Origin of the sequence: Flavobacterium psychrotolerans (genome assembly GCF_003097635.1) — a bacterium.
Classification (GTDB): domain Bacteria; phylum Bacteroidota; class Bacteroidia; order Flavobacteriales; family Flavobacteriaceae; genus Flavobacterium; species Flavobacterium psychrotolerans.
Genome location: NZ_QCZI01000007.1, coordinates 138391 through 156312, shown reverse-complemented (window position 1 = coordinate 156312; position 17922 = coordinate 138391). Strand labels below are relative to the sequence as shown.

Genomic DNA, 17922 nt, shown 5'->3' with positions numbered 1-17922 from the left:
TGCCCATGTGGCACTTACGCCTGCCGGTAATCCATTGGCTCCCGATACTCCAGCATTGGAGATTCCAGTGGCTCCAGTTGTTGCGTGGGTAATAGCCGTCAAGGGGGTATTGATACACAAGGTTGGTGTGCTTGATGCTGCCCCAGCTGTATTTGCTGCTACTATTGTTACAGTTGCAGTATTGTTACTTGCTATGGCACTACTACAATTATCTGGCGCAGTTCCACTTGATAAGTTTGTTATTGTAATTGTTGTGGTACCTGCATTTGTAAGAGAGGAAGTAGTAAATGTTCCGGTGCCAGGAGCTCCTGCTGTAAAGACCATAGTGGCCGTGTTTCCTACTACAAGGTTTGGTGCTGATAGATTGTAAGTGACGGTATAAGTCCCCGAAGCCATTGATGCGGATGTTAGCGTAACTACAGAGGTTGACGCTCCACAAAAAGGACCTGTTGCAGTGGCTGCGGTTAGGGCATAAGCAGCTGGACACGTCCAAGTAATGATGACTTGGCCATTTCCTCCTGATTGTGATGTTCCTCCATTGTTCCCACGACCCCCGCCACCAGCTCCTACACCTGTTCCGGCTGTAGCGTTTGGAGTTCCATCGGACGCAGATCCGTCACCTCCAGTAGCATAACCCGTTCCTCCAGCGGTGTTTGTGTTTTGGGAAGTACCTCCATTGGCACCATTGGTTATTCCAACTCCGGTGGAAGTAGCGGATCCACCACCACCACCACCAGCACGATTACCAGTAGCATTATGACCAGTTCCTCCATTGCCACCAGCAAAAGATGAAGTGACAAAACCGCCTAATACTGATGCAGCTCCTGCGTTTCCACCAGTTCTGCTATTTGTGCTTGATCCTCCGTTTGCCGTAACGCTTCCACCGCTTGAGGCACTTGAAGGTCCTCCTGAATTACCTACCGTCCCACCAGTACCAACAGTTACTGTGACTGTTGACCCTCCCGAAAGACCCGTGATATTTCCCCCAGTGAAAGCACCACCACCACCACCACCAGCACCATTAGTACCACCACCAAGTGATGATCCTCCACCACCAGCGCCCCAAGCTTGAACTTGTACGCTAGTTACCCCAGCCGGGACCGTAAATGATCCAGAGGAGGAATAGGTTTTTGGTGATTGTGAGTAACCTAAAATGGTGAACAAAAGTAGTCCAAGGATTAGGTTTATTTTATTGCTGGTTGAAGTAGTTTTTTTCATGTTTTTTTCCCCAAAAAAAGATGCATTAGTAAATAGTTTCCCCTTGTCGTTTCAAATATATACAAGAATGTTTAATTAACAAATTTTTTCAACGACAAGATACCTAAAAAAGGGGTGAATTGTGCGAATATTTTTTTTTTGTAAGTAAATTAATATGGATAATAATTTGTTAATATTTTTTTTGTCAAATAGTTGGTTGGAATTATCAATCTATTTTTTTTAAGGATAGTATTGGTAAAAGTAACTCAGGTTCAGTTTGTTGTAGCTATTTTTTTTGGTATTATAAATGGGGGGAATTGTTTTTTTGTGGTTTATTTTAATATTGTGTTTTTAGAGAATTAATATTGGTTTTTATCCTTAAAAAAGAGCTCTTGAAATTGCGAGCAAATGGCGTTTTTTTTTGTGCTTTTTGCCAATATTATTAGTCATATTTTTTTTGATTTTAAGGATATTTATTGTGCGTTTTTGAAGAGTATATTTTAGGAAATCGAAGCTAAAAAAAACGAGTTATTGCTTTAATTTTCATTGTTTTCATATAATTTTTAAAGCAATTTATTAGAGCTGTTTATTACCTTTTTTTGGTTTAAAAAAGGAGTGTTTTTTTTAATTAAATGTAGAGGATTCAAGGACGTTTTTTTTAGTTAATTTTTTCAAAAAAAAACAGATGTTTTTAATTAATATTATTTGAAGATTTTTTTGATTTTAGTCTAAATTTTTATAGGTTTTTTAATATGATTTACGGTGTTCGGATATTTTGTAAATTAATAATTTTTTTCTTGTTAAATTTAATAGTTTTGTAAAAATAAATGTCTTTTATCGAGAAATCAAAATATATTATAACCCGTTGGGTGAAATTGATGAAAATTTCAATTATAGAATAAATAAAAAATTGAACCACATAGAATCATAAAAAAAAAGAGTTGGATAGCCCAATACTTGGGTTCACATGGCTATGTTTTACTCAAATAAAGTGAAACGCCTTTCAAAATTCATAAAATCTATGTTTCTATGTGGCTAAAAATTAAACAATTTAGAATTACACCCAACGGGTTTTTCATATAATTTTAAAGCAATTTATTAGAGCTGTTTATTACCTTTTTTTGGTTTAAAAAAGGAATGTTTTTTTAATTAAATGAAGAGGATTCAAGGACGTTTTTTTTAGTTAATTTTTTCAAAAAAAACAGATGTTTTTAATTAATATTATTTGAAGATTTTTTTGATTTTAGTCTAAGTTTTTATAGGTTTTTTAATACGATTTATGGTGTTCGTATATTTTATAAATTAATAATTTTTTTCTTGTTAAATTTAATAGTTTTGTAAAAATAAATGTCTTTTATCGAGAAATCAAAATATATTATAACCCGTTGGGTGAAATTGATGAAAATTTCAATTATAGAATAAATAAAAAATTGAACCACATAGAAACATAGAAAAAAAGAGTTGGATAGCCCAATACTTGGGTTCACATGGCTATGTTTTTCTCAAATAAAGTGAAACGCCTTTCAAAATTCATAAAATCTATGTTTCTATGTGGCTAAAAATTAAACAATTTTGAATTACACCCAACGGGTTATTATAGGTAAAAAAAGTGGATTTACACACAAGTAAAAAAACTACTCATTTGCCGAAAAAATAATAATGAATATACACTGAAATTAATTATGAGTCAGTTTTTCATATACAAATTGAAACGTATTAGGGATTTTAATTATTAATAGAACATGAATGACAGAAGGAAATTTTAGGTTTATGCAAAATCAAAATTGCTAACCCCGGATGTCATGTCTTTAATAACTCAATTGAACGAATTTCTCTTTGAAAAATCGATCATAAATTTTTCGAATCTTTTTCATATGCTGATATTATTTGTTTTTTATTGAAATATGGTATTGCTATTCTTTATCAGTGTTTATGAATGGGAATCATGGTGATTTATATATGTAAATTCTATTTGTTAGGGGTCACATATTTTATGCTACTCCAGTTCTCAAGCTCGGGTCACCTTTTTACTTATTGGTGTTTGTTTGCAACAAACTAGTTGTTAATGGCGATTTCATAAATTAAAATTTTTATTCTTAACTTTTATTATGGGTAAAGTTAGCAAATCCAATAATTGCAGTTAAAGTATAAATGCATATATAATAAGAATGCTGCCCATTGGACAGCATCTTTTTAAATTTAATGTAAAGGGGGAATCTTTATTTTATAATTATTCTTTTGCTGATGTATCCTTTTGTGGTTTGTACTTTTACAATATAGGTCCCAGAGCTTACATTGGTAACGGGAATTTGAATTTTGATAGGAGATTCATTTTTAAAGTCCCATGTACTTAAGGATTGGCCAAGAATATTAAATAGGCTAACTGATTTTATTGTTGTATCTAATAAATTGTTTGTTATATTAATAGTATTGTCATTGTTGGTGAATGCTATTGTTACATTGTCTTTCAAATCAAAATCGGTATGGGCTAAAGCTGCATTTTCGAATCTTAAAGAAAAACGATCAGATACAGTTCCTATAGGCAGGTTAATTTCAAATGCTTCGTTGCGAATATCATGATACAAATTGGTGATATTGTCATATATATAGATCTTTTGGTTTGCATCGAATTTTTCTATGGCATCCAAAGTAAATTTTACAATCCCAACCGTAGCTGTTTTAATTTCAAGAGGATAAATGTTAGATGGATTATAATAGCCCTCGCCTTGAATCACTAATTTTGAACCGCTGTTAATAAAATACATGTCGTTAGGTTGGTTGTCAATTTGGACGGCATCATATCCTGCATCAATGCGACTGGTTGCAAGGTCGTTCATGAAACCCAGAAGGATTTGTCTGTGAAAATTACTGGCAGAATTAAACCCCAATCGAATCATTGCGAATCCATTATCTTCGGGAAGAATGTCTTCACTATTATTGAATTGACTATTGATTATTGGGCTTGCATTTGAATTTTGTCTAAACATGAAGTTAGAGAGTGTATTATCTTCTTTTACAAATGCTCTTTGACTATTATTAAAAATAATTGTTCCTCCTGTTGCGCTTCCACTTACAAAAAATCCTTGCCCTACGGGAATGTATCTTCCAGGGATTCTTGTGCTAGAGCCCAAACCACTAATTCCCGCAGGAGCCACTGGAGGAGTACCGCCAACAAGTGTTCTTGTAGCATAACCTCCTTGGTAATCACTTAAAACGTGTGTTGCGTTGGTGCAAAAATGCTCCCAGAAATATAATGCTCCCGTTGTAGAAATAGTGTTGTCAGTAATAAACGCATTGGCATCTAAAGCGGAAGGATAGGGGTTGCCGCTTAAATTAGAATTATTGGCAGCAATGGGACTTGAAATGGCTCCATTGTTTGGTTTTCCTACAAAAGTGTAGTTTTGGGTTGCGGTTATTGCATCGCTTCCTTTTAGGGTAAATCCTTGGCTCGCAAGAAAAGTTCCAGTTTGTGACACTCTTGCCCAATTGGCATAAATAGGGCTTACGTTTTGGAATTTATAAATCCAATATGAACTTAACGTAATAGGACACGTAGCGATACCGTTGTATCCTGAAGTCCAAGCGATATTTTGGATGTTTTCCGGATCGGTTCCGTCCTTCATCACACCGTCCACCGTAAAGGGATTGTTGTTGGTTGTTGTGCTTAACGCACCCACTGGTGACGACCAATAATTGTAATTGAATTTGTTGGATTGTCCTTGTTGATCCCTTTCTATAGAACCAGCACTGGTTACGTCCAAATCGCTGTTTGTGGTTTGTACTAATTGTGATTTTCCTTGCAAGTCTATTTTTCCGTCTAGTTTTAGATACCAATCGTTCTGTATTTTATTGTCATTGTTCATTATGATATTGATTCCGGGGTCAACAAACATTCCAAGATCGACATTGTTAGAACTTTCGGTGATGTCGTGCATCACCTGAACAATTGACCAGTCCTGATCCAAGATGTCCAGTCCTCTAATTTCTTTTGTAGGACTATTTACTGCCGTGGCAAAATCTCCGGTTCGTTCCGTTAGAAAAGGCATGGGTGCTTGTTGCACATAAATGTTTTTATTGTTGTAGATTTTCATTCCAGTTCCAACGTCAATACCTGCTGTTGTTAAATCATCGATGATGTCGTCTTTGTAAGCGTCCATTCTATAGTATCGCAATACGTTTGCAAAGGGCAATGCGCCAATATCTTTAGGAACAATCGCACCTCTTACTTGGGAGCTTGTGTTTTGAATTTCTTGGTACACCATTCTTTGAAATTGAGAGTCGGTTAAAGCAACGTTGAACACACGAACTTCATCAATTTTACCTTTAAAATATTTTGTGTTGGTGCTTGGGTCTTTACCTATGGTTAGTAATGAGGGATCGGCAGGAATATTTCCAGACAAAGCCATACTGTTAACCAATGCCCCGTTTAAATATAGTTTCAGAAATCCTCCTCCATAAACTGCACCAACGTGAGTCCATTGTGAGGTATTTAATGCAACAGTATTATACGTTAATGTGGTTCCGTTTACAACGGCTTCCAGTTTTTTGGCACTGGTAATTCGCAATTGGAATTTATTCTGACCAACAACAATTCCATCGGTAGAGAATGCGTTGTTTAAATCAATCCAAGCCATTAAGGACGCATTGGCTAAACCTCCCAATACACTGGTGCCTTGACCGTAATCATTTCTGCCGTCAAATTCTAATTGTAATTTTCGGTTCAAATCTCTAGGAGAACCAAGAGCGGCGGTATTAGTGTCAAAAGCATCAGTTATACCATCTTTGTCAACATCCGTAGCACCATCAATTACTCCATCATCATTTGCATCAAGGGCACTGTATAAAGTTTCTGCAATATCTTTTATTCCATCATTATTAGAATCCACTTGCATATAATCGGGGTTTCCTATTCCATCGGTATTTTGTGTATAGGGTTTAGTAAGCGTGCCAAAACTAACGGAGCTATCATAAATGTCCAATATACCATCACCATCAGTATCAACCCCATCTCCTTTTCCGTCTCCGTTAATATCCCCATCTCCCATATTAGAGATTGCTTCATCCACATCAAAAAGACTGTCATTATCACTGTCTAAATCCAATACATTACTTTGACCGTCTCCATCTGTATCGGGAATAGAATTATTTACGGCTGTATAAATTGGATCTATGACATCGTTCATTCCGTTTGAATTGGCGTCTGTCCAAGTTGTTGTGCTACTGGTGTCCATTTTAGATAAACCGCTACTATACTGTTTAAATCCTCCTTCCTCAATATCCGGGATTCCATCATTGTCAGAATCCAAATCAAATAAATTGGCTACGCCATCACTATCCCAATCACAATAGGTTTGTGCAATTACAATATCATCCATTGCAAAATCATTTCCACCACCACCCGGAGCATTATTTTTAATTTTCACCATAAAATCAGTGACATTTCCCAGATTTACAGTTGTAGAATATTGCAACCAATTGGATAGTGATGGACCACAAGTATTGTCTAAAGGGTTTGCTGCTGAACATCTACCAATATTTCCCGTGTTGTAACTGGCAAATAATGTAACACCGGTTACATCTCTAAATTCTACCGTAATATTTGGTAATATACTAGCGCCGAGATTACCTTGTCTCATAATATTCATTACCCAGAAACCAAAGGAAACTGGGGCATTTGGAATAACGCCATTAATAATTGCTTGATAAAAATAAGTTCCAGCGGTATTGTCGGCATTAAATATAGCCATTCTTCCATAGGTATCAATAGTATGATCCAGTTGATCTGTCCAAGCTAAGTCATGATGAATGTTTTCTAGATCAGCCGCGTTTGTTGCATGTGAGATTTTATAATTTACGCAATATTCGCCGTCGTCCAGAACCCCTGAAGCATTTGTACCACAATTGTTTGGGTTCGTGGTGATGTTATCCTCATAACAAGAGGTGGTTGTTGCGCCTGGAATATTAATGTTGATTAAACCTTTAGTTGTTCCTGTCCCGAAAGTTTCATTTAGAAAAGTGTGCACTACAGAACTTGCGAATGGAGAGGTAAGACAACTCGATTGTTCTAAAGTATCAACAATACCATCATTATCATCATCAAGGTCAAGATTGTCGGTTACACCATCACCATCAGTATCTACATAAGTTCTAACTCCTAAACCAGTTATGCAGAAATTATAAGGATTCTCATTAATGTCATTATTAGCAATGGAGATTGTTGCATTTTTCACTCCTAAAATAGTAGGATTAAAAGACAGTTGAAAGGTTGTGGAGGCTCCAGATGCAACTGAAGCGCTGGGAGCCGTGGAGATAGAAAAATCACTAGCATCAATGCCTCCTATTGTAATTGCGCCAATTACCAAAGAACCTGTGCCAGAATTCTTAATGGTGTAATTAACCAATACAGAACCATTTTCAATTGAAACGGATCCGAAATCTGTTTGGTCTGTTCCTGAAGGAGTGCAGTCGCCATCAACGATAGATACATTAAGTCCAACGACGTCCATTTCGCTTGACGATGTTGCGCTAATTGTAAATGTATACGGATTTTCACCGCCAGTGGCATCATTATTTGAGATTGAGATGGTTGCAGTTCTTGTACCAGCAGCACTAGGCGTAAATGTTACCACAAAAGAGGTGCTTGTTGTGCCCGCAACTGTAGAGTCAGGCAAAGTGGTTACACTAAAATCGCTGGGATTTGCTCCTCCAATAGTAATGGCGCCAATCGTTAAATCTACTGTTCCATTGTTTTGTATGGTAAAGATACGGGTTACGGCCACGGAACTAAAATCTGTCCAGTCTGTAGTTGATGGTGTCATGTCTCCACTAACAATGGGTATAGCATTTCCCAGTACGTCTATTTCTTGAACTATTCCTGTTCCTTGAATTGAAAAACTATAAGCGTTTTCATTACTGTCATTATTCATGATTTGAATAGTCGCTGTTCTGGTTCCAATGGCACTGGGTAAGAATCTAACACTAAGAGTAGTGCTTCCGAAACCAGGTATTGTAGTGCTTGGAGCAGTAATTACAGTGAAATCGGAAGCGTTAGCCCCAGTGAAATCGATAGTTCCTAATGTCAATGGCATGCTCCCCGTATTTAGAATAGTAAAAGTTCGGGTAGTTGCTACAGTACTAAAATCAGTCCAATCGGTAGTTGTTGGAGAACTATCCCCATCAACAATTGAAGTTGCGTTTCCCTGAATGTCTATTTCTTGGTTAGCCCCATTTCCCTGAATAGTAAAATCATAAGGACTTTCACTACTGTCATTATTTGCGATTGAAATGGAGGCAGTCCTTATTCCAGTTCCACTTGGATTAAAGGTGACCGTGAAAGTAGTGCTAGTCCCTGCAATAACGATGCTGCTTGGAGCGTTGGTTACAGAAAAATCACTTGCATTAGTTCCGAAAAATGTTATTGCACCAACGTTTAGTGGTGATGTTCCCGTATTTAGTATGGTAAAAGTTCGTGTCGTTGTTAGGTTACTAAAATCAGTCCAATCGGTAGTTGATGGAGTACTATCTCCATCAACAATAGAAGTTGCATTTCCCTGAATGTCTATTTCTTGGTTGGTTCCCATTCCTTGAAGAGAAAAGTTATAGGGATTTTCGTTACTGTCATCGTTAACTATAGAAATTGTTGCAGTTCTTATTCCGGGAGCACTAGGAATGAAGGTAACGCTAAAGATTGTCCCAGCTCCAAAAACGGTGGGAGGTGTACTAAGCGAAAAATCACTCGCGTTGGCACCGCTGAAAGTTATGGCACCCAAAGTTAATGAAGAAGTTCCAGTATTTTGAATGGTGAAAGTTTTAATAATAGATCCTGTATTGACATCTGTTGAACCAAAATCAGTCCAATCCGTAACTGACGGAGTAGTGTCGCCATCAATAATAGTGGTTCCATTTCCTAATATGTCAATTTCGGGCTCAGTACCTATACCTTTAATGGTAAAATCATAGGGATTTTCGTTACCGTCATTATTAACTATTGATAGGATAGCTGTTCTTGTTCCCGAAACACTCGGATTAAAAGTGATTACAAAAGTGGTACTTCCTAAACCGGAAACTGTGGCATTGGGTAAAGTAGTAACTGAAAAGTCACTTGCATTTGCCCCCGAAAATGTTATTGCTCCAACGGTCAGATTCACAGAGCCTAAGTTTTGAATGGTAAACGTTCTTGTAATGATGCCAGAATTAATATTGGTTGACCCAAAATCAGTCCAATCCGTTATAGATGGTGTGTTATCACCATCAACAATAGAAGCGCCATTTCCTTGAATATTAATTTCTTGGGCAACCCCCATCCCCATAATGGTAAAATCATAAGGATTTTCATTACTGTCATTGTTAACTATATACATTGTAGCGGTTCTTATTCCGGGAGTACTTGGTGTAAACGTAACAGTAAATGTAGTGCTAGATCCTGCTGATACAGGAGAACTTGGATTAGTCGTCACTGAAAAATCACCTGCATTAGTTCCAGAAAATGTTATTGCTCCAATTGTTAGAGGAGAAGTTCCCGTATTTTGAATTGTATAAGTTCTTGTAGTTGCAATTGTGCTAAAATCAGTCCAATCGGTAGTTGTTGACGTTATGTCGCCATCAACAATAGACGTTGCATTTCCTTGAATATTAATTTCTTGTTCCGTAGCGGTTCCTTGAATTGAAAAATTATAGGGATTTTCATTGCTGTCATTGTTAACCATCGACATCGTGGCGGTTCTTGTTCCAACAGCACCCGGATTGAATGTTATTACAAAAGTGGTGCTTCCCAAACCAACAACTGTGGCACTAGGTAAAGCGGTTGCGCTAAAATCTCCGGCATTTACCCCTGAGAATGTAATTGCCCCAATGGTCAAGTTCATGGAGCCCGAATTTTGAATGGTAAATGTTTTGGTAATAGTTCCTGTATTGATATCGGTTGAACCAAAATCAGTCCAGTCGGTGACAGATGGAGTTACATCTCCGTCAACAATAGACGTTGCATTTCCTTGAACATTAATTTCTTGGGTAACACCCGTTCCTTGAATATTAAAATTATAAGGATTTTCATTGTTGTCATTGTTAGCTATATTTATTGTTGCAGTTCTTGCCCCAGTGGCACTTGGAGTAAATGTAACGACAAAAGAAGTGCTAGAGCCTGATGCAACAGGAGAACTTGGATTGGTAGTAACCGAAAAATCGGCAGCATTAGTTCCAGAGAATGTTATTGCCCCAATGGTTAAAGAGGTTGTTCCCGTATTGAAAATGGTGAATGTTCTTGTCATTGTTAGGGTACTAAAATCAGTCCAATCTGCTGTTGCTGGGGTGATGTCTCCGTCAACAATGGAGGTTGTATTACCTTGAATGTCTATTTCTTGTTCGGTACCTGTTCCCTGTATAGAAAAATCATAAGGATTTTCGTTACTGTCATTGTTCACTATCGATATGGTAGCGGTTCTTATTCCGGCAGCACTAGGATTGAAAGTAACAACAAAAGTGGTACTTCCTAAACCGGCAACTATCGCACTAGGGGCTGTAGTAACCGAAAAATCTCCGGCATTTGTTCCAGAGAATGTGATGGCACCAACAGTCAAATTCATGGAACCTGTATTTTGAATGGTAAAAGTTCTGGTAACGGTTCCCGTATTAATATCGGTTGAACCAAAATCGGTCCAATCGGTTACAGATGGAGTTACATCTCCGTCAACAATGGAAGTCGCATTTCCCTGTGCATTAATTTCTTGGGCAACGCCAGTTCCTTTAATAGAAAAATCATAAGGATTTTCATTGCTGTCATTGTTAACTATATTCATCGTTGCTGTTCTTATTGCAGCAGCGCCTGGAGTAAATTTAATAACAAAAGTGGTACTAGAGCCAGCTGCAACAGGAGAACTTGGATTAGTTGTAACTGAAAAATCAGCTGCATTAGCTCCAGAAAATGTTATTGCACCAATGGTTAAAGGAGAAGTTCCTGTGTTAAAAATAGTAAAAGTTCTTGTAGTGGTTACGGTACTAAAATCAGTCCAGTCTGCCGTTGTTGGCGTTATGTCTCCGTCAACGATGGAAGTTGCATTCCCTTGAACGTCTATTTCCTGTTCGGTACCCGTTCCCTGAATGGAGAAATTATAAGGATTTTCGTTGCTGTCGTTGTTCACTATTGACATGGAGGCGGTTCTTAAACCCGAGGCACTCGGATTGAAGGTCACTACAAATGTGGTGCTGGAACCCGCAACAACGGATGCGGCGGGAGTCGTAGTAACCGAAAAATCACCTGCGTTAGCTCCGCCAAAAGTGATGGCTCCAACAGTCAACGAAGAAGTTCCGGTATTTTGAATGGTAAATGTTTTGGTAATAGTCCCAGAATTAATATCACTTGAGCCAAAATCAGTCCAGTCTGTTACAGATGGAGTTACATCTCCATCAACGATTGAAGTTGAATTCCCTTGAACGTCTATTTCCTGTTCGGTACCCGTTCCTTGAATAGAAAAATTATATGGGTTTTCATTACCGTCGTTGTTTACCATCGACATGGAGGCGGTTCTTAAACCTGCGGCACTTGGATTAAAGGTTACCACAAATGTGGTGCTGGACCCCGCAACAACGGATGCGGCGGGAGTCGTAGTAACCGAAAAATCACCTGCGTTAGCTCCGCCAAAAGTGATGGCTCCAACAGTCAACGAAGAAGTTCCGGTATTTTGAATGGTAAATGTTTTGGTAATAGTCCCAGAATTAATATCACTTGAGCCAAAATCAGTCCAGTCTGTTACAGATGGAGTTACATCTCCATCAACGATTGAAGTTGAATTCCCTTGAACGTCTATTTCCTGTTCGGTACCCGTTCCTTGAATAGAAAAATTATATGGGTTTTCATTACCGTCGTTGTTTACCATCGACATGGAGGCGGTTCTTAAACCCGCGGCACTCGGATTAAAGGTTACCACAAATGTGGTGCTTGAACCAGCAGCAACGGAAGTAGCTGGAGCCGTAGTAACCGAAAAATCACCAGCGTTGGCTCCGCTAAAAGTGATGGCTCCAACAGTCAACAAAGCAGTCCCTGTGTTCTTAATGGTGAAAGTTCTTGTTATAGTCCCAGAGTTAATGTCGGTTGAACCAAAATCAGTCCAGTCAGTAACAGACGGAGTTACATCACCATCAACAATAGAAGTTGCATTTCCCTGAACGTCTATTTCGGGTTGCGGTGCCAATTTTTCAAATGCTGGCGCAATTGTATTGAATCGGCTGTTTGAAATTTTTCTTCTCGGTAATTCGTTTTTATCAGTTGAGATGAGGACATGATTTCTACCTGTAGAAAAAGTTAGAGAATGGGAGTAACTTAAAACAGCACTCAATAGAATTCCTATTATAAAGATTATTTTTTTGTCTAATGAAGTAATTTTTTTCATGATTTTTCTGTCTTTAAAGTATACTGTAATTGAGTGAATCCGAATTTATTAACTCAAAAATATAACGGTATATCTTACGGAAAAAAATATTTCGTCAACTCACCTAAAATGACGATACACTACACAAAAACATGATTTGTAAACAGTTTAGCAGATTAAATCACGACAGAATTCTATTTTTTTTGATGTTTTTAATATCCGTAAAGCAGAAATATTTTGGATGCATTTCTTCATTTTGTGTGATAATAACAAAACAAATTAAGGCAAGATGTTGATTTCCTTTTTGAAACTTGGATATGCAAACATTAATTCCAGTTTAAGTAAAGTGACATTAATTTAACCCGTTGGGTGTAATTGATGAAAATTTAAATTATAGAATAAATAAAAAATTGAACCACATAGAAACATAGAAAAAAAGAGTTGGATAGCCCAATATTTGGGTTCACATGGCTATGTTTTTCTCAAATAAAGTGAAACGCCTTTCAAAATTCATAAAATCTATGTTTCTATGTGGCTAAAAATTAAACAATTTTGAATTACACCCAACGGGTTAATTTAATATTCTGCATTCTGTTTTTTGATGAATAATATTGAGATATAATTTAAATTTTTTTATTTAAGTTTTTTTATTCTGATTTGTTGTTTTTCATCGTTTATTATAGCTGTTCAACAGAAATATTTTTTTGACAAACTATTCTGGATTTTCTTTATAACAGATTCCCTAAAAAACCACACGGATTTAAGCTTTGTATTTTCATGACAATCAGTTGCATAGTGCAGCTGATTTTATTTTAATAGTAACCCAAATCAATGTTTATGAAAACAATTTTAACCCAAAAAAGATTGAATATTAGGTTTGTCTTTTTTAATTTAAATGCCTTTCTGGCGGATCAAATTAGACTTAAAGTTTTTAATATTTTAGAGAGACACTCTATTTTGTTAAAGCCTATTAAAGAGAGTTCCGGTGGTAATTCTAATAAGTCAAAATTCATAGTACACTACTCAAAAACAACAGCAATTTTTGCTTTTATTGGTCTTTTATCTATTAATATGGGGTATTCTCAAATTACCAAAACTGCAAAGAGTGGTTTTTGGGGAACTGCTTCCACATGGAGTCCCAGCGGAGTTCCAGCTAGTGGTGATATAGTTGTTATTCCTAATGGTGTGACACTTACGGGCGATATTTCTACAACATGTTCCTCAATGACTTTTAATGGGGCTGCTGCTACACTTACGGTAAATGCAGGTAATACGGTTATGGTTACTGGTGCTGTAACATTAAATAACGCAGCAAATTCAGCTTCTGCCGCCGCACTATCAGGTTTAGGGACATTGTCTTGCGGGTCTTTTTTTGTGGGGGGGTCGTCAATTATTACCGGATCTGGAACAGTAACATTGACATCGTCAATTTCAAACCTTAACATTTCAGGGAATCTAACTCTTACCGGCCAGGACATTGGTGGTGGGAAAAAAAGCACTCCTAATTTTAGTTTAAGTACAGGCACGGTTTCAGTAGGAGGTATTATAAAATCTGTTGGCCAAAAAAATTCTGCGTCAACTTTTACAATGGCAACAGGACTTAATAACGGAACACTCAATTTAGGAGGAACCACATTTTTTGACCTTGCCAATGTCGATAATTCTGGCACTATAACATTTTCTGTAACTTTAACCACGGTTAATTTTAATGGTTCAGCAAATGCTCAAACCATCCCTTTTGTTTACCCTTCAAGTAAAGATAAAGTGTTAGGACTTTCCACTTCACCCCTTCTTTATAAAAATTTAAATGTAAATAACACTAACGCTGGTGGGGCAACATTAGGCGCAGCCGTTACGGCTACTAATGTTACAGGAAGTATAGCTGTAGGGAATGTAAATACGGGTAGTTTATTGAATACCAATAATAATGCCATTACTTTGGGCAATTCAGATAGGCTAACTGTTGGTGTCAACTCTACTATGAATGCAGGAACAAGTGTAATTTCTTTTGGTACTTCCGGTACCGTTACAATTGATGGTTTGTTTCAAACAGCGAATACAGCCGGGTTTTCCGGAAGTTCAACCACGGCTATAAAAAACACTAATAATCCAACAATAACTTTAGGTGGAAGTTCTATAATTGAGTATAATTCAGTCGGTAATCAGCTGGTTACAAATGGAAAGACCTATAACGATCTTACTCTTAGCGGTTCTGGAACTAAGACTTTTGCAGGCGTGATGACCATCAGTTCGACTCTTTCAATTGGAGGATCAGCAATTGCAAGCTTAGTGGCCGGGACTACTTCAACGGCAAATTCATTAACATTAGGTGGAGTAAATAAAATTGGTGGGTCATGGGGGTCAAGTTCATCAGGGGCAACTAATAAAAATAACACCTTTTTTGCTGCTACTACTGGTGTGGTGAATGTAGCAAGTGACAGTAGATTAACTGCTGTTTTTTCGAATTTAACTGCTAGTCAGACAGTTATTTATGGAGTTGCTTCAATTGCCCTTAGCGGAACGGTTGGTGCAGGTATTGTGCACCCGGCAGATGCGGAAATAGTTAGTATTACAATAAATGGAGTTAGTAAAAACGCTACAATATTGGGTGGGGCAGGAGGATTTACACTTAATTTTCCAACAGCTACAATCCCTTATTCATCTGGTGGATATACTATAACTTATAGTTACGTTGGTAATGTTGATTTAATTGCTGTCAGTGATTCAGCTACAACATTAATGGTGAATAAAAAGGGATTAAGTATTATAGCAAATGGTCAAGCTAAGATTTATGGGGTTTCATTTACTTTTTCCGGGAGCGAGTTTACAACGTCAGGTTTGATAAATAGCGATACGCTGAGTTCGATAACACTAACTAGTGGAGGAACTCTGACTACTGCAACAGTCGGTTATTACGCCATTGTACCAAGTGCAGCAACAGGAACAGGTTTGTCAAATTACACGATTACCTATACTAATGCAACTTTAACAGTAAATGCAAAAGCGCTGACCATAACCGCAAATAACGCGAATAAGATTTATGGTACTTTATTTACGTTTTCCGGTAGTGAGTTTGTAGCATCTGGATTGGAAAATAGTGATGTAGTAAGCACCGTAACGCTAACAAGTGCTGGTGCTTCAGTTGTGTCAGCTGTCAATTTGTATGCAATTATTCCTATTGCCGCAATAGGAACGGGTTTGTCAAATTATACGATTACCTATGCTTCTGGGACGTTAACAGTAAATGCAAAAGCATTAACCATTACCGCAAACAATCAAGCTAAATGTGCAGGAACTAACTTTAGTTTTGCAGGAACAGAGTTTACATTCGGAATATTAATGAACGGTGATAGTATTAGCGGAGTTAGCTTGTCAAGCATAGGAGCTGCCCCATCAGCATTATCAGGTTCTTATGATATTGTAATTTCAAATGCTACGGGTACGGGTCTTACTAATTATAATATAACCTATGTTAAAGGATTCTTATTAGTTAATCAGACTCCAACGGTAGCAACCAATGGTTCAACCCAAACGATATGTGCTTTGGGAACTGCAACCCTTGTAGGGAATATACCCGCAGTAGGAATTGGAGCCTGGAGCGTAGCAAGTGGCCCAAGTACCTTGTCAAGCCAGTTTAGTAATACAACTTTAGCCGGATCTATATTTACTCCAATTGGTGGAGCAGGAGATTATGTGGTAAGATGGAGTATTAGTAATGGATCGTGTTTGGTTTCTTATGCTGATGCTACAATCACGGTTGGCTCTATTACAATATGGAATGGAACTGCCTGGAGTAAGGATATACCAACCAGTACAAGCGCAGCTGTGATATCTGGAAATTATAATTCACTTACAAACGGAGGAAGTATCATGGCTTGTACTTTAACTATAAATTCAAATGCTATTGTTGTTATTTCATCGGGATATAAAGTTACTTTAAATGGTGCTTTGTCCGTCGACAATGGAAGTAGCATAACTTTTGAAAATAATTCGGGTTTAATTCAAGGAGGTACAACAAATACTAATTCAGGAAATATTATCATAAAACGCAACAGTTCGTCATTGTACTTGCTGGATTACACGTTGTGGTCCTCTCCAGTTGAAGGTCAAAATTTATATAATTTCTCTCCAAATACCGTGGCCAATCGTTTTTACTATTATGATAGCACAACGGATTTCTATACTCCTATTTCAGTGGCAAATAATTTCAATGTCGGGCAAGGTTACTTAATCAGGGTGCCCAGAACATTCTCTGCAACTGTACCTGCCATTTTTAATGGTGTATTTACAGGAAAACCAAATAGCGGGAACATTAACTATGCCATGAATTTGGGGTACAATGCAGTTGGGAATCCTTATCCTTCACAAATCAATTTTTCAGAATTTGTAGCCGCAAATGAAACAATTACGGGGACTCTTTATTTTTGGAGAAAAACAAATTCCCCAAATGCCTCGAGCTATGCTACCTTAACAACATTGGGTTTTACAGCGAACGGGGCTGCTGGAGGAGATACCGGAAGTTCTTATTATGATACTGAAACGTGTCCAGTGGGAAATTGGGTAATAAACGTAGGGCAAGGATTTATAGTTAAGGCTACAAGCGCATCGAATTTGGTTTTTAATAATGCCATGAGAAGAGAACTTGATAATGGGAACCAGTTCTTCAGGAATTCTCAAGTATCTCTCTCGGATGTTAGCCTTTATTGGTTGAATTTGACAAATGCCAGCGGAATTTTCAACCAAATGGCAGTTGGGTACACGGCAGACGCTACATTAGGCGTTGATAGGGGGATTGATGGTTTAAACATTAATAGTGCCAATTATTTATGTAGTATCATTGAAAGTGCTCCTTATGCTATTCAAGGCCGTCCAGAATATTCTGCTGATGACATTGTACCCTTAGAGTTTAATATAACAACAGCAGGGGAGTATTCAATTGGTATCGACCACCTAAATGGGTTGTTTCAAAATCAAGATGTTTTCTTGAAAGACAAGTTGGTCAATACTATTTATGATTTGAAAGTAGGCTCTTATACTTTTGCAACAGAAGCGGGAAAGTTTAACAGTCGTTTTGAAATTGTGTATAAAAATACCCTAGCTGCAAATCAATCTACATTCAATGAAAATAATGTGGTAGCTTACAAACAAAATCAGGAAATCATCATTAATACAGGGCACATGACGATGACTAATGTGAAAGTCTATGACATAAGGGGTAGGCTGTTAAAGGAGAAATACAACTTAAATGCTGCCCAAGCTAAATTCTATACAGGAAATACAAATGAAATCCTTATTGTAAAAATCACTTTAGACAATCTCGAAACGATCACCAAGAAGGTTGTAAATTAAAAAATAATGATAG

General features: G+C 37.3%; 3 protein-coding genes. 1 reads left to right on the top strand and 2 read right to left on the bottom strand.

What is annotated here, in order from left to right:
* Positions 1–1218, bottom strand: a 1218-nt coding sequence (locus tag DB895_RS14200) for a glycine-rich domain-containing protein (RefSeq protein ID WP_449404189.1), incomplete at its 3' end; no start/stop codon positions are given.
* Between the two features lie 2198 nt (positions 1219–3416).
* Positions 3417–12581, bottom strand: a complete 9165-nt coding sequence (locus DB895_RS07560) for a choice-of-anchor D domain-containing protein (RefSeq protein ID WP_116724753.1) — start codon at positions 12579–12581, stop codon at positions 3417–3419.
* Positions 12582–13397: 816 nt separating this feature from the next.
* Between DB895_RS07560 and DB895_RS07555 the strand changes: the two genes are divergently transcribed.
* Positions 13398–17909 carry an MBG domain-containing protein gene (locus tag DB895_RS07555; RefSeq protein ID WP_116724752.1) on the top strand — a complete coding sequence of 1504 codons (4512 nt, stop codon included), beginning with the start codon at positions 13398–13400 and terminating at the stop codon, positions 17907–17909.
* Positions 17910–17922 lie beyond the last annotated feature (13 nt).

Coding starts and splice junctions, on each gene's coding strand:
- DB895_RS07560 (WP_116724753.1), bottom strand. CDS start 12,581: ATGAAAAAAATTACTTCATTAGACAAAAAAATAATCTTTATAATAGGA.
- DB895_RS07555 (WP_116724752.1), top strand. CDS start 13,398: ATGAAAACAATTTTAACCCAAAAAAGATTGAATATTAGGTTTGTCTTT.